Consider the following 23,259-nt stretch of genomic DNA (forward strand, 5'->3'; position numbering starts at 1 on the left):
ACTCAGCTGAAAAACGATCAACGGAGACATGAGACTATGAAAAAAACGACTTTGACCGCCGCCATCCTGATTGCCGGCACCACCGTGACCGCACTTGCCCATGGCAGCGCCACAGGCATCGTCAAGGAACGCATGGAGGCCATGATGGCGATGGGTAAGGCGGTGAAAACCGTCACTCCCATGATGCGCGGCGAAACGGCCTATGACGCGGAGGCCCTGCGCGCCGCCGCCCTCACCTTTCAGGCCCATGCCGGCAAAGCCCTGACAGAGCAATTCCCCGAAGGCAGCGGCGGTGCCCCGTCGGAGGCCAAGGATGAGATCTGGCAGGACTGGGCCCGCTTCACTGATCTGGCTGACCAGTTGGAAACCTATGCGCGCGGGCTGGAATTGGCGGCGGCCAACGGTCTGGGAAGCGATGGCAGCATGGGCGCTGGTGCCATGATGGGCGGGAGCAGCATGATGGGGGGCGGGTCCATGATGGGCGACTCAGCCGACATGATGAGCGCTGAGGCCATCGGTGCCATGCCCGCCGATGCGGCCTTCAACATGACCACGCAGGTCTGTTCCGCCTGCCATGCGCGCTTCCGCGCCGAGGATGACTGACCATGCGTCGCATCCTTATGGGCGCGGCGGTGCTGGGCACGGTCGCGCTTGCGGGGGTGGTGTCGCTGGTCGTCTGGCCGGTCGGCGCTGCCACCGTCCCGATCACCTTGTCAGGCAATGTTGATCGCGGTGCCTATCTCGCACGGGCCAGCGGCTGCATCTCTTGCCACTCGAATTTCGAGGCAGGCGGTGCGCCTCTTGCGGGCGGCGCGCCGCTGGATACGCCTTTTGGCACGTTCCACCCGCCAAATCTGACCACTGACCCGGTCAGTGGCCTTGGCAACTGGACGGTCGAGCAATTCGCAAGGGCGGTCCGGCAGGGGGTCGGGCCAAACGGAACCCCGTATTATCCGGCCTTTCCCTATGCGTTTTACGCGGACTTCACCGATCAGGACATCGCCGATCTCTGGGCGGCGTTCCAGACGGTGCCGCCCGTTGCAGACCCTGCGCCCGATCATGTGGTGGGGTTCCCCTTCGATCAGCGTTGGGGGCTGAAACTGTGGCGCGCGGCCTTTCTCCACGACCCGGACACCCGGCCGGTCGAGGGCCGCAGCGACGCATGGAACCGGGGACGGGAACTGGTCCGCGGCCCAGCCCATTGCGGTGCCTGCCATACCCCCCGCAATCTTGCCGGGGGGCGAGACCTTGCTGCACGGTTCGCCGGAAACGCGGCTCTGCCCGGCGGCAGCAAGGCACCCTCGATTCAACCGCAGGCGCTGGAAGAGGGCGGCTGGACGGTTTCGGCGCTGGCGTATGCGCTGGAAACCGGGTTGACGCCTTCGGGTGATGCCTTTGGTGGAAGCATGTCCGAAGTGGTGCGCGAGAACACGCGCTTCATGACACCCGAGGACCGGACCGCCATGGCGACCTACCTTCTGCAAGGCGAAGACGGCGGGCAGACGGACTGACACGAGACGGGCGGGGGCCACGGTGGCCCTCGTCCCCTGCAAAGGACACAAGCGTATGACATACACGCGGCGCACTTTCCTTGCCCTCGCGGGGGCGGCGGCGGGTCTGGGCCTGCCACTGCGGGCGCAGTCCCTCAGCGGTGCCATACCTCTGGTCACGCGCGAGGCCAGCCTGCAACTGCTGCCCAATGGTTACCCGCAGACGCGCATCTGGGGCTATGACGGCGCGGTCCCCGGCACCGAGATCCGTGTGCCGCAAGGCGCGCGCGTGCAACGACAACTGGTCAATGACCTGCCCGAGGCCACCTCCGTGCATTGGCATGGCATCCGCATCGACAACGTCATGGACGGTGTGTCGGGCCTGACGCAGGACGCGGTGCGGCCGGGCGAGACCTTTGATTATGACTTCACCGTGCCGGATGCCGGAACTTATTGGTATCACGCGCATAACCGATCATACGTGCAGGTTGCGCGCGGACTGCGCGGTGCGTTGATCGTCGAAGAGCCTCATGCCCCTGACGTGGATCGCGACGAGGTGCTGATCCTCGACGACTGGCTGATCGACCCTGAAACCGGTCAGATCGCCGACACGTTTGACCAGCCGATGATGATGAGCCACGGCGGGCGAAGCGGGAACTACGTCACCACCAACGGTCAGTATAATCTGACCCTGACGGCACAGCGGAACGACCGACTGCGGCTGCGCCTGATCAATGCCGCCAACGCGCGCATTTTTGCGCTGCGGCTACAGGGGATGACGGGCTGGACCGTCGCACTTGACGGGATGCCCTTGGCACAGCCGCAGCCGGTCGCGGACACGCTCCTGCTGGGTCCGGCGCAGCGGATCGACTTGTTCGTCGACATCACCGCCGCGCAGGGCGAACCGGCGGCGCTGTTGAATGTCGATACCAATGAACCCTTTCCGCAGGTGGCCTTTACGGTGACGGGGCAGGGTGCGCAGGTGGCTCGCGCCGCCCCCGCCGCGTTGCCACCCAATCCGCGAATGGATTTGCTCGATCTGGCCAATGCCACGCCAGTCAAGCTGTACATGTCGGGCGGCGCGATGGGACGGATGAACGCGGCGGTGCTGAACGGTGAACGCAAGGGCTTTCGCCAGCTCGCGGCAGCGGGCTATTTCTGGGCGTTGAACGACGTGGCGAATATGCCCGACACGCCCTTGACGACGCTGTCGCGGGGCGACCACGCGCGGGTCGCGATCACCAATGACACCGTATTTCCCCACGCCATGCACCTTCACGGTATGCACTTCCGTGAGGTCACCCAAGGTAAGACAGGATCGATGCGCGACACGCTGCTGATCGGCGCGAACGAGACCCGGGAAATCGCCTTTGTCGCGGACAACCCGGGCAAGTGGCTCTTCCATTGCCACATGCTTGAACACGCCGCGTCCGGCATGACCACATGGTTGGAGGTCACATGAAGGGGTCAGTATCCATCATCGGGGCCGCGCTGGTTCTGGCGCAGACCGCATTGGCCGACACGCCGGATATCGCCGAAGGCGAGGTCTTGTATGCCGAGAATTGCGCCTCTTGCCACGGGGCCGAGTTGCAGGGGCAGCCCGACTGGCGCGCGCCCGGCCCGGATGGCCGACTGCCTGCCCCGCCGCATGACGAAACCGGCCACACCTGGCATCACAGCGACCGCGTGCTGTTCGGCTATACCAAGCTGGGCGGCAAGGGCTTCATGGCACAGCAGGGCATGGAGTTCGATAGCGGCATGCCCGGCTTTGACGACCGACTGAGCGATCAACAGATCAGGAACATCCTCGCCTACATCCGCTCCACCTGGCCAGACCGGACCCAGCAGGTGCAGGCCGAACGCAGCAAGGCCGACATGGAAAACGGAGACAACTGACATGACATTCAAAACCCCCATACTTGCTCTGGCGCTGGTCGCGCTGACGCCGTTGCCGACCCTGGCGCAGGATCTCGACGAGGCGCGGATCAAGGAGCTGGTTCTCGAAGCGATACGCGAGAACCCGGAAATCGTGATGGAAGCGGTGGCGATCCTTGAGCAACGTCAGGCGGGCGCGCAGGCCGATGCGCAGGCGCGTGCGCTGGACACACAGCGCGAGTTGATCGAGAATGACCCGAACGCCCCGGTGCTGGGCAATCCCGACGGCGACGTGACCGTGGTCGAGTTCTTTGACTACAACTGCCCCTATTGCCGCCGCGTGAAACCCGAGGTCCGCGCGCTCATCGACGCGGATCCGAACATCCGTCTGGTTTATCGCGAATGGCCGATTCTCGGCGACGGCTCGGTCTTTGCCGCAAAGGCTGCGCTGGCGGCCCGCAAGCAGGGAAAATACGAAGACTTCCATTGGGCGATGATGGGTAACGAAGGCCGCGCCGAAGAGGCCAGCGTGCTACGCGTGGCCGAAGAGGTGGGTCTGGACATCGAGCAATTACGTGCCGACATGGATGCCCCGGAAGTCGAAGACCATATCGCGACCTCGATGCAGTTGACGCAGGCGCTTGGGTTCAACGGCACCCCGTCTTTCGTGATCGGCGACGCATTGGTGCCCGGTTTCGTTGAAACCGACCAATTGGCCAAGCTGGTTGCCGAAGCGCGCCAAGCCGCTGAATGAATGTGCGCTGCCCGCGTCCATGCGCGGGCAGCGGTGTCGCTCAGGCTGCGGTGGACTCGTATCCGGCGTCCTTGATCGCAGCCGACAGCTGATCGGCGCTGAGCGCGCTGTCGATACGCACCGTGCGGGTGTCCAGATCGCAGGCGATCTGCGCCGCCGGGTCTGCCGATTTGACCGATTTCTCGATGGCCGAGGTGCAGTGGCCGCAGCTCATGTCGGGAACCTTGAAGTCCATGTTCATACCTTTCCGGATTTTGACTGACAGGGAGATAGAGGTTCCAGCGGGGGGAAGGTCAAGATGGTCGGAGCGGCGCAGAAATTTATTTTCGGCCCTTGACCCTCCAGTGACTGGAAGCCCTATCTCTGCCGCAAGATCAAAGCGAAGGAGCCCCCCATGTCGGACCCGATTCCCCTGACCCTGTCTGTCGAAGGCATGTCCTGCGCGTCCTGCGTGGGCCGCGTGGATCGCGGACTGTCGACTCTGGAGGGCGTGAGCGACGTGTCGGTGAACCTCGCGTCTGAATCGGCGCGGATGCAGGTGGACAGCCCCGACCGCGCGGGCGAGGTCGTGGCTGCGCTGGCCGATCTGGGCTATCCGGCGCGCACCGGGCGGGTGACGATGACCGTCGAGTCCATGTCCTGCGCGTCTTGTGTCGGGCGGGTGGATCGTGCGCTGGCGGCGGTGCCGGGCGTGCTGGAGGTCAACGTGAACCTCGCCGCCGAAACCGCCACCGTCACCTATGCCGAAGGGGCCGTCACCCCGGCCCAGCTGGTCGCGACCAGCACGCAGGCGGGCTATCCCGCCCGGCTGGCCGAGGCCACCGACACCGAGGATCGCAGCACCCGCAAGGCCGAAGAGGCCCGCGCGTTGTCGCGGCGCATGGCCTTTGCCGCGGCGCTGGCGCTGCCGGTCTTCATCGTGGAGATGGGCGGGCATGTCTTCCCGGCCTTTCACCACTGGATCAACGCCACCATCGGCCAGCAGACCAGCTGGGTGCTGCAATTCCTGCTGACGACCCTCGTGCTGGCCGGGCCGGGGCGGATGTTCTACGCCAAGGGCATCCCCGCATTGCTGAAGGGCGCGCCGGACATGAACAGCCTTGTCGCGGTGGGCACCGGGGCGGCGTATATGTATTCGGTCGTGGCGACCTTCTTGCCGGGGCTTTTGCCCGACGCCCTGCGTGCCGTCTATTTCGAGGCAGCGGCGGTGATCGTCGTGTTGATCCTGCTGGGCCGGTTCCTTGAGGCCCGCGCCAAGGGGCGCACCGGTGCCGCCATCGAGAAACTGCTGGGGTTGCAGGTCAAGACCGCGCGCGTGCTGCGCGGCGGCGAGACCGTGGAAATCCCGGTCGAGGAACTGGCGCAAGGGGACATCGTTCTGGTCCGCCCGGGCGAGCGTATTGCCGTCGATGGCGAGGTGACAGAGGGCGCCAGCCGTGTCGATGAAAGCATGCTCACCGGAGAGCCGGTTCCGGCGGCCAAGGACATTGGCGACAGCGTGACCGGCGGCACGGTCAACGGCACCGGCAGCCTGACGGTCCGCGCGGGGCGCGTCGGGCAGGATACGACGCTGGCGCAGATCATCCGCATGGTCAAAGAGGCGCAGGGGGCAAAGCTGCCGATTCAGGGCTTGGTCGACCGCATCACCCTGTGGTTCGTCCCCGCCGTCATGAGCGTCGCTGTGCTGACCGTGCTGGTCTGGTTGGTCGTCGGGCCGCAGCCCGCGCTGACCATGGCTTTGGTGGCGGGTGTGTCGGTGCTGATTATTGCCTGCCCCTGTGCGATGGGTCTTGCCACGCCGACCTCGATCATGGTGGGCACGGGGCGCGCCGCCGAACTGGGCGTGCTGTTTCGCAAGGGTGACGCGTTGCAGGCGCTGGATGGCGTGCAGGTCGTGGCTTTGGACAAGACCGGCACCGTGACCGAGGGTCGCCCGGAATTGACGGACCTCGTGCTGGCGCCGGGCTTTGACCGCGCCGGGGTGCTGCCCGTGGTGGCCGCTGTCGAGGCGCAGTCCGAGCACCCGATCGCCGAGGCGATCGTGCGTGCCGCACAGGCCGAGGGGATGACCCTGCCGCAGATCGCGGGGTTTGCCTCGGTCACGGGCTACGGTGTGCGCGCCGAGGTCGAGGGCCGGGAGGTGTTGATCGGTGCCGACCGCTTGATGACGCGTGAAGGTGTGGATGTCAGTGCCTTGGCGGATCGCGAGGCGGAACTGGCGGAGACTGGCCGCACCGCGCTGTTCGCCGCCATCGGCGGGCAGGTCGCGGCGGTGATCGGTGTGGCCGATCCGGTGAAACCCGCCAGCAAGGCGGCCATCGCCGCCCTGCGCGCCAAGGGGCTGACCGTCGCCATGATTACTGGTGACAAGCAGGCCACGGCGGATGTCATCGCCCGCGAAACCGGCATCGATCATGTCGTCGCCGGGGTGCTGCCCGATGGCAAGGTCGCCGCGCTGGAGGCCTTGCGCCAAGGCCGCCGCGTCGCCTTTGTCGGGGATGGCATCAATGATGCCCCCGCGCTGGCCCATGCGGATGTGGGCATTGCCATCGGCACCGGCACCGACGTGGCCATCGAATCCGCCGATGTGGTCTTGATGTCGGGCGACCTGCGCGGGGTGGTCAACGCGGTCGAGGTCTCGACCCGGACCATGCGCAACATCCGCGAGAACCTGTTCTGGGCCTTCGCCTACAACACCGCGCTGATCCCGGTGGCGGCAGGGGCCCTGTACCCGGTCTGGGGTGTGCTGCTGTCGCCGATGCTGGCGGCGGGGGCGATGGCGCTGTCCTCGGTCCTTGTCCTGACCAACGCGCTGCGCCTGCGCCGCGTCGCGCCCGCGATGTCGGAACGGGCCGATCCGGCCCGCAGCGGCGCGGCGCCCGTGGCCGCCCCGGCGGAATAAGGAGGCAAGAATGAACATCGGAGACGTCGCCCGCCAATCGGGCTTGCCGCCCAAGACCATCCGCTATTACGAGGATATCGGGCTGATCCGCCCGCAGCGCAGCGAAAACGGCTATCGCAGCTTCCGCGAAAGCGACCTGCACAAGCTGGCCTTTCTGGGCCGGGCCCGCGCGCTTGGCTTCACCATCGAGGATTGCCGGACGCTGATGGCGCTGTATGAGGACGATCACCGCGAAAGTGCGCAGGTCAAGGCGGTGGCCGAGGAACACCTGCGGCAGATCGATGAGAAGATCGCGCAGCTGCAATCCATGCGCGCCACCCTCGACACGCTGATCCACGCCTGCGCCGGGGATCACCGCCCCGACTGCCCGATCCTTCAGGATCTGGCGCGCAGCGACGCGAACCAAGCCTGACGTGCAAGCGCGCCCCGCAACAGGGGCGCGCAGCAGTTTCACTTCGACAGTTCGGTGACGGTCAGTTTACCGTTCACCCGCTCTGCAAGGAAGGTGATCCTGGCACCCTCGCTCAAACCGTCGAGCATGGTCGGATCGGACAGATCGAACACCATCTTCATGGCGGGCATGTCGAGATTTTCCAGCGGGCCGTGATCGATTGTGACCTTGTTCCACTTGGTGTCGATCTTGGTTACGGTCCCCGAGGACATCGGGTGGTCGCCCTCAGCCAACGCGGCCCCGGCTGCAAGGATCATGGCGGCGGACAGTTTCAGAAGTTTGTTCATTTTGGATTTCCTGTGGATTGAAGATCAGTTGACGATAAGGGCGCCGTGCATGCCGCCCTCGTAGTGGCCGGGCAGGAGGCAGGCGAATTCGAACTTGCCCGCTTTGTTGAAGGTCCAGAGGATGTCGGCCTCTTCGCCGGGATCCAGTCGTACCGAGTTCGGGTCGTCGTGTTCCATCTCGGGGAACTTTGCCATCAACACCTTGTGCTCGGCGTTTTCCGCCATCGTGTCCATGACGAACTCGTGGGTTTCCTCGCCCATGTTGACGATGTGCAGACGGACGGTTTCACCCGCCGCAAAGACCATGTCAGCCGAGGGTTCAAAGACGAAAGGCGCGTCCTTGTCGTAATCCTCCCGCATGATGACGTCGATCGTGCGGGTGGGTTCATGGCCGTGCATGGCGGGCATGCCGACGGCCATCTGCCCGCTGCCATGTCCGGCGTCTGCCAAGCCCGGGACAGGGGCCAGGGCGGGCGCCATGGCCAGCCCCAGTATCAGAAGTGCAGTTCTCATGAGCGCGTTTCTCCTGTGCTCTTGCATCAACCCTGCCGCACGCCGCCGCGCGGCGTGATCACGGTTTTGGGGCTGGTGTTGCTTGCGTGTTCGGGCAGCTCGCCCGTCCATTCGTAGGCTTCGGTTCCGGGCGGGTTCTGATACCAGCCGGGATCGCTGTAATCGTCGCGGTCGATGCCCTCGCGGACCTTCACGACACTGAACATGCCACCCATTTCCAGCGGGCCATGGGGTCCCCAGCCCGCCATCATCGGGATGGTGTTCTCGGGGATTTCCATGGACATCTCGCCCATGTCGGCCATTCCGGCGGTGCCCATCGGCATGTAACCGGGCTGATGGCGGCGCATCATCTGGGTCAGTCGGGTCTTGTCGGCACCGATCACCGTGGGCAATTCATGGCCCATGGCGTTCATCGTGTGGTGTGACTTGTGGCAATGGATCGCCCAGTCACCTTCGTGGATTGCGTCGAATTCATAGGCCCGCATGGCACCGACGGGAATGTCGATGCTGACCTCCGGCCAGCGGGCTGTTTCGGGCACCCAGCCGCCATCTGTACAGGTGACATGGAAGTCGTAGCCGTGCATGTGGATCGGGTGGTTGGTCATCGTCAGGTTACCACAGCGCACCCTCACCCGGTCGCCCTTGTTCACCACCAAGGGATCAATGTCAGGGAAAATCCGGCTGTTCCAGGTCCACATGTTGAAGTTGGTCATCTCGGCCACGCGCGGGATGTAGGTGCCGGGATCGATGTCGTAGGCCGCCAGCAGAAACGCAAAATCCCGATCCACCGGCATGAAGGCCGGGTCGCGCGGATGCACGATGAACAGGCCCATCATGCCCATGGCCATCTGCACCATCTCATCCGCATGCGGGTGGTACATGAAGGTGCCGGACTTGGTCAGGTCGAACTCATACACAAAGGTCTTGCCCGGCGGGATCGCGGGGTGGCTGAGGCCACCGACGCCGTCCATCCCCGAAGGCAATATCAGCCCGTGCCAATGCACGGATGTGTGTTCCGGCAAGCGGTTGGTCACGTAGATGCGCACGCGCTCGCCCTCGACCGCCTCGATGGTGGGGCCGGTGGATTGGCCGTTATAGCCCCACAGCCGCGCCATCATGCCATCCGCCATGATGCGCTCGACCGGCTCGGCGACGAGGTGGAATTCCTTCACGTTGCCGTTCATCCGCCACGGCAGGGACCAGCCGTTCAGCGTCACGACCGGGTTATAATCCAGTCCGGTCATGGGACGGTCTGGCACCTGCGTGTAGGGGATGTCGGTAAAGGCGGCCTCTGGCAGGTCGCGGAAACGGGTTTCCGCGGCGGCGGCCGAGGCCAGCACGGCACCGGCACCGGCGGTCAGCCCGGCGCCCAGCAATTGACGACGGTTCATCATTCTTCCCCTCCTTTGGACAGGGTTACGGATCCGCCCCAGATCGCGGCGGTCGCTTCAGTTTCGGCGAGCCAGTAGTCTCGCTTGGCCTCGGCGGCGGACAGCCGGGAGTCCAGCCCCTCCTGCGCGTCGGCGATCAGTTCGAAGGTAGAGGTCAGCATGCCGTTGTAGGACAGCAGCGCCTCTTCATCGATCTGGCGGCGCAGCGGCAGTACCTGGTCGCGCCAATGTCGCGCGATGTTGTGCCGCCCCGTGACCGCCTTGTAGGCCATGCGCGCGTCCGACCGCGCGTCGATGGCCTGCTGTGCCAGGGTGTTCGCCGCCTGCAGGTAGGCCATGCGGCCGCGTTTCGACACCAGCGGGCCAGTGTCATACAGCGGGATTTCGAAATCCAGCGCCAGCGCGGGCGTGGCCTCGGTTTCGCCGTTGGCGCGCTCCAGCTCGACCCCGGCGACCAGCGCCGCGTCGGACACCATGCGGGTCTTGCCGGTCAGACGATAATCCAAGGCGATGGCCTGCAGTTCCAGCTTGCCCGCGGCCAGGTCGACGCGGTTGGCCAGTGCCTGCTGCTCAATGTTGCCTGCCGCGCGCGGACCGCGCGGCAGGGCGGGCAGCGCATCGGGCACGTAGACGGTGGTGGCGCTCCCCCACAGACCCATCAGGCGCAGCAGCTTTTCCTTGGCCAGCTGTGCCTCCAGCCGGGCGGCGGCGCGTTCAGCCGCCAGTTCTGCGGTAAAGGCATGTTCGCGCGCCTGGTCGGCCTTGTTCATGGCGCCGGTCCGGCCCAACTGCACCGCCAGCTCCGATGCGGCCTCGGCCGTGCCGTGGGTCTGTCCGATCAGCGCGGCCGCCTCGAAGGCCCCGACCGCTTCGATCCAGGCGCGGCGGGTTTCCACGGCAAGGTCAATGGTTTGTGCCAGCGCCGCCAGTTCCGCCTGGCGAAAGCGGACTTCGGCCAGCTGGGTACGCGGCTTGGTCGTTGCAAGATCCAGAAGCGCGCCCGCCACGGTCGCCTCGAGCGTGCGGGTCACGTCACCCGCCAGGCCCGAAACGGATACGCCGAGCGTGGGCACCGGGCCCATGGCCACCTCCCACAGGTCCGTCGAAGACAGTCCCAGCTCGGCAAAGCTGGCCTGAAGCGCGCGGTTGTTGATCAGCGCGACCTGCACTGCGGTATCGGCGCTGATCGTCTTGCCATGGACCAGGGCGTGCACGCGCCTTTCCGTGGCCTCGATATCGGCAGCGGACTGGTTCCAAACGGGCACAGCCCCGACGGCCTTGCGGGCGCCCTCTTCGACGCTGACGAAACCGGCACGGTCGGCCTTTGCGCGCTCGATTACAGCGGGATTGGCGCAGGCTGCCACCAGCAGCGCCGCGCCGAGCATCAACGGCAGTTTCATTTGCCGCCCTCCCGCTGTGCATCGTTCAGGCTGCGCCAGTCAGCGGGTTCTTGAAGCCGGTAGCCAAGATAGGCCACATTCGGTCCAGGTTGCGCCATGGTCGCAGGCGGCGTCACAGACGCGGCCGTCAACCCAGGCGCGGTGTCAAGCTCGGGAAGTGCCGCACAGGCACCCACGAGCAGCGGCAATCCAGCCGCAATAGCAAGTTTCACTGGTAGTCCCTCGTCGTGTCAGATGCAGTTATCCGCAGGCGAATCGCCGCGGCGGGGCTGCATCAGGCACGTGGGGGGCGCTGCAAACCTTCGGGAATTGCGGTGATGACAAGCGAAGCTATGTCCCAGGACCGGATCGACACTGGAATGGCGCGCGGCGCCTCCGCATCCGCTGACCGTAGATCGCCGAGGACGCAAATATGCGATGCGCAATGATCCGTAGCGTGATCAACCGCGTGGTCCGTTGTTTGACTGGCGTGGTCGTGCGCCTGCTCAATGGTCGCCTCGTGTCCGTCGCACAGGATCATCGCGGACGCGTTGGACGGCATCAGGGCCATCGCCAGAAAAAGGGCGACGACCTGAAATTTGACCAGAAGTGCGCGAATCCAGTGAGACATTCGTGAATCGATAAGCGAGAAAACGACACCCGGCAAGTCACCAAAACGTGTGGCCAAAATTTCCGTGCCGAGCATGTAGGCGCGGGAAAAAAGGCATTTTTCAGACCATCACCCGAACAGTGCCTTGCTGCCCATCCACAGGCCCATGGCGATCATCATCAGGTTCTCGGTCAGCGACACAAACCCCAAGGGCACTTTCGACGACCCGCCGACGCAGGCGCATTTCAGCGCGCGCTTGTCGATGTAGACAGCCTTGAAGACGCTGACGGCGCCAACCGTGCCGATGAACAGCGCGACCGGGGCCGACAGCCATGTCAGGGCTCCGGCGGTCATCAGGATGCCCGCCAACGCCTCGCCGAACGGGTAAACCTTGCCGTAGGGCACCCAGCGGCGGGCGAGCAGGTCGTAGTTCAGGAACATGGTCGAGAAACTCTCGACGTCCTGCAATTTCTGGATCGCGAGGATCGTCATCGACAGCGAAATGAACCATTCCAGCGCGCGCAGCGTCAGGACCGTGCCGTATTGGTGCCACGACAGCCCCAGCGCCAGCAGCGCCGCGACGGAAAAGATCGCGATGACCGGCTGGTAGCTGGTGTCGCTTTGTTCGTCCTTGGGCGGGTCGAGGTCGAAATGCACACGCAGGTCGTCATAGCCGCCGATCCGCACACCGTCGATGAAGGTCTGCGGCGTCGTTTCGACCCCGTGCTTTTCCATGAACGCGTCGGTTTCTTCGCGCGTTGTCAGGTGGTGGTCATCGACCGTATAGCCCTGACGTTCCAGCAAGTCCTTGGATTTCAGGCCAAACGGGCAAAGATGGTCGGGCATGACCATCCGATACAGCGTGGCGGTTTGCGTTGTATCCTTGGGCATCATTGACCTCCTTCGCAGGTATATTGGCCGCGGAACCCGGCGGAGTAATCCGGCCCGGCCGTGACGATCAGATCGGTCAGGTCATCACCCTTGTGCAGTTCGGCACTCAGCGGGTCGGCGGCAAAGCCGTCACCCTGCCGGTCAAGTCGCACGAGGTCGCCGCTGATCTTCATCACTGCCGCGTCCTTGCCCACGGCCAGAACGGCGGGGCTGGTGGCGGTGTAGGTAAACCGGCAGGTGGCACCTTCGGGCAGGGCCTTGGTGATGTCGTCGGCGGTCAGGAATTCCGGGTCGACGGTGGCGGTCACCTCGGTCGACAGAGCCTGTCGGGCGTCGACCACCTCGGGCGCGGCGGTCTCGCCGGTCGGATCAGCCTCGCCATTGGCCGAGATATCGGCGATCAAATAGCGCATCTCGGCGATTTCCTTGTCCTGCGCATAGACGATGGCCTCGGCCAGTGTCGCCACGCGCGGATCGGTGATCTCGGCCCGCGATGAGGTCATGATGGCAATCGAATGGTGCGGGATCATCGCCCGCATGAAGGACCGGTCCTGCACCGTGACCTGACTGCGCACCAGCCAGAGCGACAGCGCAAAGACCACGACGGAGCCCACGAAGATGCCCGCGTTCAGCGCCTTGTTGGTGTACATCGACAGCATGAAGGACAGCATGACAAAGGCCATCGTGGCCCCCATCAGCACAGCCATCCAAGCCCGCGTTTCCGAAAAGAAGACGTGCCCCAGAAGGTAGGTGTTCAGATACATCAGCACGAACATCACCAGCGTCGACGTGCCGATCATCAGGAAAAATCTGGAATACTTCATCAATCCTCTCCCGCTTGGCTCACATGTGAAGCAAACGCCCTTCCAGCGCTGGAGGGTTCCGAAATGGCGCGAATTCCGTGCTTTCGGGGAAACAGGCCCGCCTGCGCAGGGCAGGATCACGGGCATTTGACTGGGCGCAGGCATTGCGGGCTGGCCTGCTGAAACGCATGCGAGAACAGGAGATGTCATGACTGGATATACACGCCGCACGATCATAACGGGGCTGGCCATGGCCTTGGCCGCGCCGACGCTGGCGCGCGCCCATCAGGTCACATTGCCCGACCACTTCAACCCGACGGCCGTGCAGACCGGTCGCACAGACTGGCTGCCTGGGGACATCCACGTGGTGCCAGACGAGTTCCACCTGTATCTGATGGGGAAGGACGGGGCGGCGATCCGGTATGGCGTGGGCGTCGGGCGCAAGGGGCTGTACGAATCCGGCGTCTTTACTGTCGCGCGCAAGGCCAAGTGGCCGTGGTGGCGCCCGACCCAGTCGATGATCCGCCGCGATCCGGGGAAATATGCCAAATACAAGAACGGCATGAAGGGCGGCCCGAACAATCCGCTCGGCGCAAGGGCGCTGTACCTGCATGACGATCAGGGGCGTGACACCTATCTGCGCATCCACGGCACCAATGCGCCCTCGACCATCGGCAGCGCCGTGTCCAACGGCTGCGCGCGGCTGACCAACGAGCACGTCAAGGACCTGTATGAACGGGTCGAGATCGGCGCCCGCGTCACCCTGCACCCCAAGGTGACGACCGCGTGAGGCCCCGGCGGGTTGGTTGACCTTTGTCCGCGCCTGTCTGAAAAGCGCCTCCGCAATTTTGGATAACGGGGTTTCCATGAAGGTGAACCGACGACAGGCCTTGTCCCTGCTGGCCGCCTGCTTGGCGACGCCAGCTTTGGGCGGCTCCCGCATTACGCTGCGCCCCGAAGAGATCGTCACGCAGGTCGCCGGGCGGCGCCTGCCGATGCTGGGCTTCAACGGCGGGGTGCCGGGGCCGGACATCCGCTTCCGCCAAGGTGATACGGCGCAGATCCGGTTGGACAATGGGCTGAACGACGGGGCCTTGGTGCATTGGCACGGGCTGCGCGTGCCCAACCGCATGGACGGCGTGAACGTGCTGACGCAGGATGTGGTCATCCCCGGCGAACGCTTTGACTACCGGTTCGACTTAGCCGATGCGGGAACCTATTGGTACCATTCGCATTATCTGTCGTATGAACAAGTCAGCAGGGGCCTCTTCGGGGCATTCATCGTCGAGGAACGCGACCCGCCCGCCGTCGACCACGACATCACCGTGCAGTTGTTCGACCTGCTGCTGGATGCGGACGGTCAGTATGATGACAGCTTCGATCCCGCGCGCTTTGCCACCGAGGGACGGCTTGGCAATATCAAGACCGCGATCCTGTCGCGGAACAGCGTGCAGCAAGGCGACAGGCTGCGCCTGCGGATCATCAACCCGTCCATCGACCGCATTTATCGATTGTCCGTGACCGGGCTGGCGGGCAAGATCGTGGCGCTGGACGGGATGCCGTTGGAGGTCCCGCAGGCGCTGGCGCCGATGGCGCTGGCCCCCAGTCAACGCTGCGACGTGATCGCAGATGTGACCGGCCCGGTGGCGCTGCGCGACACCTATGACGGGGCGAACGACTTGCTGGGGCATTTGACAGTGACCGGCACGCGCAGCCCCTCGACTGCGCCGATCCCGACCCTGCCGCCAAACCGCATGACCCGTCCCGGCACGCCGGATCACACCACAAGGCTGGTGCTGCAAGGCGGCGCGGGCGCGCCTGCGCATCGCGGCACTGGAACATGGGCGCTGAACGACGTGTCGGGCCTTCCAAGCCGTCCCTTGATCGCGGCAAAGCGCAGCCAGACCATGCGCATCGAGATCGAGAACCGCACCGGCTTTCCCCATGTCATGCACTTGCATGGCCACCATTTCCACGAACTGGACACCTCGGGAGACCTCGGGCCACTGCGCGACTCGACCCTGCTGGCGGCGGGAGAGACACGCGCCATCACCGCCGTCCTCGACAATCCGGGCGCGTGGATGCTGCATTGCCACATGCTCAGCCATCAAGCCGATGGCATGGCGACGTGGCTGACTGTCAGTTGAAGGCAGCTATTTCTGATATATTATGAAGGGCGTACCAAAAGGAGTCGTAAGCAACATAATCAGGACTACGCGCGAAACGTCAGCCCGCTTGGCAGACCCAAGTACCGCCACCGAAGCACTGCGACATTCAGGAAACCGCTGTGCACCGCAAATCCACGCTGACGAAACGGTGTTTCCGGATCAGGAATCGACCCATATGGAGACCGAGACACCTTTCGGTTCTTTGACGAAACCATCGATGTCGACGACCTTGATCCTAAACTTGCGTGCCTCCGCCATGAAAGGCTGTATACGCCGGCAGTGAGTTTCATCGATTTGGCCAACTGGTTTCGCATCGCCGCCAAACATCCAGGCGATCAGACCCTTGGGTTTGGCAAGGACCTCGACCCGGTCTTCGACCTAGCGGAGATCGAGCTGGTCTCCAGGTTTCAGGCCAAATCTCGCGAGGTTTCGCGGGATTTCGACCAACTTGCACGAGTAGATCAGTGGATGCATCTGCTGTCCTCTTGTTGGCAGCGCTCTTGATGGCGCTTGAGTCTCTTCACGCAGGGTATTGCAGCTTTGATCTGCGGCAAAGCGCAAGATTGATGTGGCCAGCAAAGCTGACCATGGACGCACATTGGGCAATCTCCTTTCCGGATTTCTGAGCCATAGCATTGACCTCTATGCCTCACCAATGCTCTAATCTTGATTTATAGAAAGGGTGCCTATACCTCATGACCTGGAACTGGACACTGCCCGACTGGCCGGATTTCCGGTATGACGCCTCCGCTCTGGAGCCGTTCGAACAGAGGTTTCTGCTGTCATCCGGAGAAATCCTCGGCGCAGTCCATCATGTCAACCCGCCGGATCGCGAGCAACTCCGCATCGAGTTACTCAGCGACGAAGCCATGCAGACCAGCGCCATCGAAGGCGAAATCCTCGACCGGCTCAGCGTCCAGTCTTCGCTGCGGCGCCATCTGGGACTCGATCCCGACAGTTATCCCGCCAAACCGCGCGAACAGGGCGTCGCGGAAATGATGGTTGACGTCTATTCCAGCTTTGCGGAGCCGCTGAGCCACGAGACGCTGTACCGCTGGCATCGGATGCTGCTGTCCCATGACCGTCGGTTAGAGACCATCGGAGCCTACCGACAACACGCCGAATCGATGCAAATCGTTTCCGGCCGCTTTGACCGACCGACGATCCATTTCGAAGCGCCGCCTTCGGCGCAGGTCATGCCTGAGATGGAGCGATACGCGGATTGGTTCAATAGGACCGGCCCGCGGGGAGCAGAGCCGCTTCCCGCCCTGACGCGTGCCGGGCTAAGCCACCTCTATTTCGAGAGCATCCACCCATTCGAAGACGGCAACGGCCGCCTGGGCCGCGCGCTCGCTGAAAAGTCGCTGGCGCAGAACATTGGCCAGCCGACCCTAATCTCGCTCGCCTTCACCATCGAGAAAGAGCGGAAAGAGTACTACGACCAACTCAAGCGGCATCAAACGACGCTTGACGTGACGGCGTGGCTCATCTGGTTCGCAGAGATTGTCTTGAAGGCGCAGCAGATCACACTCGACCGCGTAGCGTTCTTCATCAACAAGGCACACTTTTACGATCGACATAGAGATCACCTGAACGACCGCCAGGCCAAGGCCATCGCGCGGATGTTCCGTGAAGGACCCGAAGGTTTCAGCGGCGGCCTAAGCGCGGATAACTACCTCAAGATCACCGGCACATCCCGCGCAACCGCGACCCGCGATCTACAGGACTTGGTCGAGAAGGGCGCGCTGAACCGAACTGGCGAGCTGAGACACACGCGATACTGGTTGAAGCTCGATGGAGACAAGGGTTTTTCTGCAGCAAAAACAGTACAATAACAAAAATCCGAGAATCCGTTTTATGTAACATGACCCAAGACTTGAGCTCACGTTGGTGGGTTTGGGAACGCGCCCGATACACTTCGTCACAACCGGCGCTTGTCCGGGAAATCTTTGTTTCCGCAGCACAGATGCCCCTTTGGTCGCATCCCGGAAAAGCTCGGGGCGACTCTAGCCTGCCCGAAAGCGACTGGTGAACGGCCTTGCATGTTGGATTTTCCAACATTATATTGAGCGCAAGACAGCTATTCGGACATGGACGATGCAAACGACCACCAAGACGAAACTGTTTCCGAAGCAGGATCTGGAACTTGTGCTTCGTGACGAGCTCATGCTCGCGGCGGAGGCTGAAGCCAGCATGCACGGAATTGTACTGCCAGCATCATCTGGGGTTGCGGCAGTCGCACCTGTACCGATGGATTCTCTTGTAGTTGTGGAGCTCCTGTGCGCTGTCGAACCAGTGCTTGGCTTTACGCCGGCGGATGCGACGGTACGCACTGGCGGATACAACTCGGTGCAAGACGCTTTGGATCACCTAATCCCGCGGCTGGAACAGCAGTGGAAAAAGAAGAATGGAGTGTCAGCATGAGCGTCGCGAAGCGGACGAACGACGATGACCAAGAAGCTCGGCAGGAGATGGGGGAGCGGCTGCGGGAAGCTCGTCGGTATTTGGGTCTTAAACAAGACGAGGTGGCCCAGTACCTCAAGATCCAGCGAACCGCGTTGTCAGAGATCGAGGCAGGAAACCGCCGTGTCGAGGCACTGGAGTTGAACCGGCTCGCGAAGCTGTATCGACAACCGGTCGCGTATTTCATCGGAGAAGACGATGCAGCTGGGAGTTTGCCGGTAGATGTAGCGCACCTTGCACGACAAGCCGCAGACTTGTCTCGGCAAGACCGGGATGAACTGGGGCGTTTTGCCGAGTACTTGCGCGCCCGCTCGGCCGCAACCCAGGAGTAGCCAGTGGTTTCCAATTATTCGCAGGCAGTTCGCGGCGGAGCAGCTGCGGCGGCTCGAGCACACCGGCAACTAGGCGTGCGAGAGCGGCTCGAAACTTCAGGCGGTTCAGTCAACGTTTTTGCTCTCATCAATGAACTTGACGTGCCTTTGCTCCTCCGGCCGCTCGACGGATTGCTCGGAGCATATCTTAATGTCCCATCGCAAGGGATTCTCGTCACCACTCAGCGCCCCATGAGTATCCAGCGATTTACGGCCGCACATGAGCTGGGCCATTGTCTTCTGAACCATCAGCCCAGCCTCGACGATGAAGCGAGTATCCTCCGTCGAATGCCAGCCAATTTCGATCCGGGCCACGACTATCAAGAAGTCGAAGCCGACGCTTTCGCAGTCGCGTTTCTCATGCCCAAATGGCTGCTGGCCCTACACATGAGGCGGCAGAATTGGACTGTGCCAGACTTTCGACGCGCAAACGTGATTTACCAGTTCAGTCTGCGACTTGGGGTGAGCTACGAGGCGTTGTGCTGGACCCTAGTTCGGTACAGGATGATTGCTGCGAAGCAGGCCCGCGAGCTTTTGCAGACAAAGCCAAAGGCGTTGAAAGAAGCGCTTCTCGCTGATCATCGACCGACAAACTATCGTGGCGATGTATGGCTACTTACCGAACGCGACGCTGGTGCGCTGATTGATGGCAGTCGTAACGATCTATTCGTTCTCAAGCTCACCGAGCACAGCAACGGAGGATATCTCTGGAACATCCATCAATTGCAGGAGAGCGGATTCGCCATCGTCAGTAATGAAATCGAAGCGCTCGAAACAGATAGCGTCGGTGATCCTGGAATACGGCGCGTCACAGCAAGGCCTCCGGAAGAGTACCGAGGTCGCCTTGTGTTGGATGAAACACGGCCCTGGGATCACAATCAGAGTTACTCCAGACTCGAGTTGGACCTCGACCTGACAGGCCCCGAAGGTGAAGGCCTTTCACGTGCTGAGCGGCGAAGACTACTGGAGGCCGCTTGAGTGACTGTAACGATAGACGTAGATTTACGGGCGAAGTTTGGCCCCGTCAGGGATCAAGGTGCGCGACCAACTTGCTTGGCGTTTGCTGCCAGCGACGCCCATGCTGCATTGCGGAGCGGCTGGGATCCTCTGTCATGTGAGTTCGCCTTCTACCACGCACAAAAACGTACCGGGCGCTCTCCATATAAGGGAGCATTTCTCGACGACATGCTGGCCGCGCTTCGCGATACCGGCCAGCCATCGGAAAGTGGATGGCCGTACATTCCGCGTTTGCCCACGGACCTGAGGCACTATCGCCCCCCATCATCCGTCGGAAGTTTATTTGGGCGCGAAAGTCAGAAGACCAGCCACGAAGTCGATCGAGTTTGCGATGCGTTGGATTCCAACGTCCCTGCTATTGTTCTTTCAGTCCTGACGAGAAGTTTCTTTAATCCGCCATCGGATGGAGTCATCGACCAAATCACCGGTGACGAGGTTTTTCCAACGCCGCGACATGCTGTTATCGCGGTCGGCCATGGGAAAGCGGCGACGAAACGTGTCATTCTGGTGCGAAATAGCTGGGGACCGACCTGGGGTTTGAGCGGGTATGCTTGGCTAACTGAGGATTTTCTGGCTAAGCACATGTATGCCTTGGCAATATTGACGGACGAATGTGATGTATCTGGCCATTCCGCCACAGCCTGATTGTGTAAGAACTTGGCGCGAAGCGGTTCGTTGCGTTGATAGCGAACCCGGACACGAGGCGCACAACGTCCTGATGTCAGTCGATGACCCGACCGCCGGGGCAAAGTTGAGCGACGCGAGCGTCAATGCCGTCAATGAATTCTTGCTCCGGCACGACAAATCCGTCCGGACCATCGCCAACACGATCTTTCCTGAGGCACTCTATCATAGATATGGTGCCCCGGAATTCTTCAACCGGTTTCGCGACCGAGTTCTGCCTACGGTACGACGCAACGAAAGATGGTCAGGATACTATTTCGAGCGGATGGTCGATTGGCCCGGTGCCCCGGCCGGCAATCCGCTTTGGGACGTCGTCACGCGTATGAGGGACCCGGCGGTCAGGGCAAGGAACAAATTTGAGCTTGCTCTTTTCGATCCTGCTCGCGACGTTGATCGTTCACCTTACGGCGGACAGTGCCTCAGTTTTCTCAGCTTCAAACTGTTGGCAGGGAATCCGGAGACGCTCACACTCACAGCGATCTACCGGAACCACTACTATGTCGAAAAGCTACTCGGAAACTTGATTGGTCTCGGCCAGTTGATGTCGTTTGTGGCCACTGAAGCCGGACTCAAGATTGGATCCCTGACCGTGCTGTCGTCACATGCGACAATCGACCTGCCACGATCAGCCTGCGGGGGGACTACAACACGCGGCGAGCTTCGAGCACTCCTCGACGAGATTGATAGTCTGTCTGAAGCCAATACCTAGGCAAACTCAGCGAAAGGCAGAGTTGCCGTTTCCGGTCGCCGGGCCGAACTTGAGAGATTGTATATTGCCTCGATGCCAGCAATGAACTCGCTTTGCCCACCATAGCTCGGATGGCGGACCTGAGAGACAGGAAGGTCCAAATCTGCTAGAGCTTCTCCCGCATCACGCCCAATTGCCACCAAGCGTTTAGGTTGAAGCATCTCCAGGAGTGCCAACAGAAATGGCCAAGTCGCCGAACGCTCCGTTTTGCGATGTGAGCGGTTGGTCATGGGATCATCTGGCGCGTGCGGGTGAAGCGGAAACACATTCCACAGCATTACTGGCCTGCCAATTGACGAAAGAAGCTGCCAAGTGACTGTCGCCGTACGTTCGGCAAGTGCCGGTCCTGTCGTAGCCCGAGCAAGGGTTATTCCGCCAAACAGATGTTCAGCTTCCGTGAGATGTGCTTCGTCGGTCAAGGGTACTCCGGTACGCCGTCCCCCCCGGTACCCGAGGTCCCTTGCTATCCAGATAGTATCAGCACGGGCATTCATCGCGGCCTCAAGACACCGCTTCAGGTTCTCGCGTCGAGCGCGTGCAGCATCGACGGTATCGTGAATTGGGCAGATGTCGCTGTACGGATTAAAGGTGTTCACCAAATCTACAGCGGCAAGTTCTTCGACAAAGGATTCTGGAGTGTTCATGTCAACGGCTCGATGTTTAGCCGCCGCTCTACGGCATCTAGGATAACAGTTCCACGGCGATGTTCGCGCAGATAGCGAAATGCTGCGTATCCTTGCAGGATGGCCTCTTCCCACAGCCAGGTCGGACAGTTCTCGGCTTCGTAGCCGCGAACGAACTGTCTGACCTGCTTCAATAGGTCGAACGGCAACTCCCCGGCCTTCAGGTCTTGAAAGAAATCCATCTCCATGGCCTGTCCGAAAATCCAGGTCGCGATCCCCTCCTCGATCAATGCGGCGCGGGCTCCGTCTTGGGCCTCGTCGATCTTTGGCCGACTCTTGCGTTTCAACCGAAAAAGGGAACGAGTGACTGGCGACCAGCCAAGGATAGCGACGTAGGCATAATGGAAGACATCATGGAACCTGTAGTCATCCGGTGTCATGGCGTTGTCCGTCAGTCGATCCCCGATGTTGAGGCCGTTGCAGGTCTGGAAGACGTAGCGTTTGCCACCAACCTCCCGTTCAAATATGTTGATCTTGAGGTTCCTGGGCAGCTGTTCTTCCGGGGGCAAGTCTGCATCGAAGAAGGGCGGGTATGCCTTCTGGATGGGCCATCGGTCTGTCGTCTTCGCTCGATTCTTGATGGCCGCAGCTTCCAGTGTGACGCCCGCTTCATTGGCCGCGCGAATGAGTATCTCGAGAATCGCGACAAGTCGGGGTCCGAGACGTCGGCGATCCCTTTGGAGCTCGTTGTTCGATTGATCGGCCATAAGAAGCCCGGTTGCAGCCGCCAACTCGATGAGGGTTGCTTCAAAGGCCGGTGACGGTGACTGTCCAGCGGTCAGTACAGACGGCTGCAAAGCCTCAAAGGTGAGCGGCTCTCCGGTTGCGGATAGCCAGTTCTCGCTATCGCTGGCAAGGTTGGTGACAATATCGGCGAACGAGATTTCTGCCCTAGCAGCAACCAGGTTGAAGTACCAAAGTACGTCGCCGAGTTCTTCTGTAACCGCAGCCGCGTAGGCGCGATAGGAGATCGGGTCTCTCTGCTTCTTCTTCACTTCAGAGAGAAGGCTCCCGACCTCTCCAAAGAGGCCAAGCAAAGGGAAGTTGAGGGAATCTGCGTCCCGCCGAAGGTCCGTCGCAAGCGCATCCGCTGAGAATTCCTGCACTGACAATGGAATGAAATCGTCTGACATCCGTCCTCCAAATGTGTGATAGCTGAATGCGAGGCTACCTATATCTTGTATCTGTCATTTGAATCGATTGCGGTCAGTCCGGCAAGAAAAAGTGACTTTGCGCTCACGGGACTTTCCAAGAACCGAAGCTAGGCACACCGAACGGCTAGGGCTGGAGCAATCATAAAGCGGTCTTCTGGTGCGCGGATCACATCTTGGATGACGACTGGTACCCCCGCCGCTTCTTCGTCGCCGACAGCTTCATCAAAGCGTTCACCGCCCTGCCCTCGTCATCTTGTTGCTCGACCAGCATCTGGCCACGGTAGCCGATCCGACCCCATTCCCGCACCAAGCTCACGCCGCCGAAGAGGTCCGGCTGAACGCTCATCCTGTAGAACCGCCGCATGTTGAGAGACGGGTCGATCCGCTTGAGATCGACCGTCGTCGGGAACACTTCCATTTGCTGCGATATGTCGAACATGTTGTTGGCGCCTCTCTCAAGACCACAATATCAAGCGCTCTTCGACGTTTCCACAATGTTCTGTCCCGGATTGAAGTCGGGGGCTCACGCCTGTTAGATGTCACCGAGAACTGACCCAGCATTGTCATGAAGATTTGACCCGCCTTTCAGTTATGTGCGTTGCTTCATGATGGGGTCAATGTGGTT

The 23,259-nt window shown here is 61.9% G+C and carries 27 protein-coding genes; 15 read left to right on the plus strand and 12 right to left on the minus strand.

The annotated features are described in order from the left end of the window. Window positions 1–36 precede the first annotated feature (36 nt). From CLV74_RS20265 to CLV74_RS20285, 5 genes are read left to right on the plus strand one after another with little or no spacing between them, the layout of a single operon-like run. Window positions 37–603 (plus strand): c-type cytochrome, encoded by a 567-nt coding sequence (locus CLV74_RS20265; protein WP_106268388.1) that lies wholly within the window; start codon window positions 37–39, stop codon window positions 601–603. A gap of 2 nt (window positions 604–605) precedes the next feature. After that, a complete protein-coding gene (locus tag CLV74_RS20270) occupies window positions 606–1,511 on the plus strand; it encodes a c-type cytochrome (RefSeq protein ID WP_058249066.1) in 906 nt (301 codons plus the stop codon). Window positions 1,512–1,566: 55 nt separating this feature from the next. After that, window positions 1,567–2,952 (plus strand): multicopper oxidase family protein, encoded by a 1,386-nt coding sequence (locus tag CLV74_RS20275; protein ID WP_058249065.1) that lies wholly within the window; start codon window positions 1,567–1,569, stop codon window positions 2,950–2,952. Then, window positions 2,949–3,386, plus strand: coding sequence for a c-type cytochrome (locus tag CLV74_RS20280; protein ID WP_106268390.1), 438 nt, complete (start codon window positions 2,949–2,951; stop codon window positions 3,384–3,386). Before CLV74_RS20275 ends, CLV74_RS20280 begins: the two co-directional genes overlap by 4 nt. 1 nt (window position 3,387) lies before the next feature. Further along, window positions 3,388–4,119 carry a DsbA family protein gene (locus CLV74_RS20285; protein ID WP_058249063.1) on the plus strand — a complete coding sequence of 244 codons (732 nt, stop codon included), beginning with the start codon at window positions 3,388–3,390 and terminating at the stop codon, window positions 4,117–4,119. Between the two features lie 40 nt (window positions 4,120–4,159). Here CLV74_RS20285 and CLV74_RS20290 read toward each other — a convergent pair whose 3' ends face one another. Beyond that, window positions 4,160–4,354, minus strand: coding sequence for a heavy-metal-associated domain-containing protein (locus CLV74_RS20290; RefSeq protein WP_058249062.1), 195 nt, complete (start codon window positions 4,352–4,354; stop codon window positions 4,160–4,162). Window positions 4,355–4,513: 159 nt separating this feature from the next. Here CLV74_RS20290 and CLV74_RS20295 point away from each other — a divergent pair, with 159 nt between their 5' ends. Both CLV74_RS20295 and cueR read left to right on the plus strand, forming a co-directional pair. Then, window positions 4,514–7,021: a heavy metal translocating P-type ATPase gene (locus tag CLV74_RS20295; RefSeq protein WP_106268392.1), complete on the plus strand. Its 2,508-nt coding sequence runs from the start codon at window positions 4,514–4,516 to the stop codon at window positions 7,019–7,021. 10 nt (window positions 7,022–7,031) lie between these two features. Then, entirely contained in the window at window positions 7,032–7,433 is a 402-nt protein-coding gene (cueR, locus tag CLV74_RS20300) for a Cu(I)-responsive transcriptional regulator (protein ID WP_058249060.1), read from the plus strand. A gap of 38 nt (window positions 7,434–7,471) precedes the next feature. Here cueR and CLV74_RS23045 read toward each other — a convergent pair whose 3' ends face one another. The 8 genes from CLV74_RS23045 to CLV74_RS20340 all read right to left on the minus strand — a co-directional run bounded on the left by CLV74_RS23045 (window position 7,472) and on the right by CLV74_RS20340 (window position 13,367). Continuing rightward, window positions 7,472–7,759 (minus strand): copper-binding protein, encoded by a 288-nt coding sequence (locus CLV74_RS23045; RefSeq protein WP_058249059.1) that lies wholly within the window; start codon window positions 7,757–7,759, stop codon window positions 7,472–7,474. 24 nt (window positions 7,760–7,783) lie between these two features. Next, window positions 7,784–8,272, minus strand: a complete 489-nt coding sequence (locus CLV74_RS23050; RefSeq protein ID WP_058249058.1) for a cupredoxin domain-containing protein — start codon at window positions 8,270–8,272, stop codon at window positions 7,784–7,786. Window positions 8,273–8,298: 26 nt separating this feature from the next. After that, window positions 8,299–9,666 (minus strand): multicopper oxidase family protein, encoded by a 1,368-nt coding sequence (locus CLV74_RS20315; RefSeq protein WP_058249057.1) that lies wholly within the window; start codon window positions 9,664–9,666, stop codon window positions 8,299–8,301. Beyond that, the gene (locus CLV74_RS20320) at window positions 9,663–11,063 is read right to left on the minus strand and encodes a TolC family protein (RefSeq protein ID WP_058249056.1); all 1,401 of its coding nucleotides are present in this window, start codon (window positions 11,061–11,063) and stop codon (window positions 9,663–9,665) included. The genes CLV74_RS20315 and CLV74_RS20320 overlap by 4 nt, the downstream gene beginning before the upstream one ends. Beyond that, window positions 11,060–11,275, minus strand: a complete 216-nt coding sequence (locus CLV74_RS20325; RefSeq protein WP_106268394.1) for a hypothetical protein — start codon at window positions 11,273–11,275, stop codon at window positions 11,060–11,062. Before CLV74_RS20325 ends, CLV74_RS20320 begins: the two co-directional genes overlap by 4 nt. A gap of 62 nt (window positions 11,276–11,337) precedes the next feature. Beyond that, window positions 11,338–11,748 (minus strand): hypothetical protein, encoded by a 411-nt coding sequence (locus CLV74_RS20330; RefSeq protein ID WP_058249055.1) that lies wholly within the window; start codon window positions 11,746–11,748, stop codon window positions 11,338–11,340. A 33-nt stretch (window positions 11,749–11,781) separates the two neighbouring features. Beyond that, window positions 11,782–12,543, minus strand: coding sequence for a glutaredoxin family protein (locus tag CLV74_RS20335; protein ID WP_186009227.1), 762 nt, complete (start codon window positions 12,541–12,543; stop codon window positions 11,782–11,784). Then, a complete protein-coding gene (locus CLV74_RS20340) occupies window positions 12,543–13,367 on the minus strand; it encodes a DUF305 domain-containing protein (protein WP_186009226.1) in 825 nt (274 codons plus the stop codon). The genes CLV74_RS20335 and CLV74_RS20340 overlap by 1 nt, the downstream gene beginning before the upstream one ends. Before the next feature lie 187 nt (window positions 13,368–13,554). Here CLV74_RS20340 and CLV74_RS20345 point away from each other — a divergent pair, with 187 nt between their 5' ends. The 8 genes from CLV74_RS20345 to CLV74_RS20385 all read left to right on the plus strand — a co-directional run bounded on the left by CLV74_RS20345 (window position 13,555) and on the right by CLV74_RS20385 (window position 20,758). Then, window positions 13,555–14,136: a L,D-transpeptidase gene (locus CLV74_RS20345; protein WP_058249054.1), complete on the plus strand. Its 582-nt coding sequence runs from the start codon at window positions 13,555–13,557 to the stop codon at window positions 14,134–14,136. Window positions 14,137–14,212: 76 nt separating this feature from the next. After that, window positions 14,213–15,493: a multicopper oxidase family protein gene (locus CLV74_RS20350; RefSeq protein ID WP_058249053.1), complete on the plus strand. Its 1,281-nt coding sequence runs from the start codon at window positions 14,213–14,215 to the stop codon at window positions 15,491–15,493. Between the two features lie 716 nt (window positions 15,494–16,209). Next, the gene (locus CLV74_RS20360; RefSeq protein ID WP_106268396.1) at window positions 16,210–17,349 is read left to right on the plus strand and encodes a Fic family protein; all 1,140 of its coding nucleotides are present in this window, start codon (window positions 16,210–16,212) and stop codon (window positions 17,347–17,349) included. Window positions 17,350–17,611: 262 nt separating this feature from the next. After that, window positions 17,612–17,938 (plus strand): hypothetical protein, encoded by a 327-nt coding sequence (locus tag CLV74_RS20365; RefSeq protein WP_007803312.1) that lies wholly within the window; start codon window positions 17,612–17,614, stop codon window positions 17,936–17,938. Next, entirely contained in the window at window positions 17,935–18,309 is a 375-nt protein-coding gene (locus CLV74_RS20370) for a helix-turn-helix domain-containing protein (RefSeq protein WP_007803310.1), read from the plus strand. Before CLV74_RS20365 ends, CLV74_RS20370 begins: the two co-directional genes overlap by 4 nt. Before the next feature lie 3 nt (window positions 18,310–18,312). Further along, window positions 18,313–19,326 (plus strand): ImmA/IrrE family metallo-endopeptidase, encoded by a 1,014-nt coding sequence (locus CLV74_RS20375; RefSeq protein WP_245888632.1) that lies wholly within the window; start codon window positions 18,313–18,315, stop codon window positions 19,324–19,326. After that, complete coding sequence (locus CLV74_RS20380) at window positions 19,327–20,010, plus strand: C1 family peptidase (RefSeq protein WP_245888633.1); 684 nt, start codon at window positions 19,327–19,329, stop codon at window positions 20,008–20,010. Further along, a complete protein-coding gene (locus CLV74_RS20385) occupies window positions 19,982–20,758 on the plus strand; it encodes a hypothetical protein (RefSeq protein WP_245888634.1) in 777 nt (258 codons plus the stop codon). Before CLV74_RS20380 ends, CLV74_RS20385 begins: the two co-directional genes overlap by 29 nt. Here CLV74_RS20385 and CLV74_RS20390 read toward each other — a convergent pair. The 3 genes from CLV74_RS20390 to CLV74_RS20400 all read right to left on the minus strand — a co-directional run bounded on the left by CLV74_RS20390 (window position 20,755) and on the right by CLV74_RS20400 (window position 23,073). Further along, on the minus strand, window positions 20,755–21,441 hold the full coding sequence (locus CLV74_RS20390; protein ID WP_072704026.1) for a uracil-DNA glycosylase: 687 nt from the start codon (window positions 21,439–21,441) through the stop codon (window positions 20,755–20,757). The two genes, CLV74_RS20385 and CLV74_RS20390, sit on opposite strands and share 4 nt — an antisense overlap. Continuing rightward, entirely contained in the window at window positions 21,438–22,613 is a 1,176-nt protein-coding gene (locus tag CLV74_RS20395; protein ID WP_072704046.1) for a nucleoside triphosphate pyrophosphohydrolase family protein, read from the minus strand. Before CLV74_RS20395 ends, CLV74_RS20390 begins: the two co-directional genes overlap by 4 nt. A gap of 187 nt (window positions 22,614–22,800) precedes the next feature. Continuing rightward, entirely contained in the window at window positions 22,801–23,073 is a 273-nt protein-coding gene (locus tag CLV74_RS20400; RefSeq protein WP_072704049.1) for a WGR domain-containing protein, read from the minus strand. Window positions 23,074–23,259: the final 186 nt, after the last annotated feature.

The organism is Donghicola tyrosinivorans, assembly GCF_003003355.1.
Taxonomy (GTDB): Bacteria; Pseudomonadota; Alphaproteobacteria; order Rhodobacterales; family Rhodobacteraceae; genus Donghicola; species Donghicola tyrosinivorans.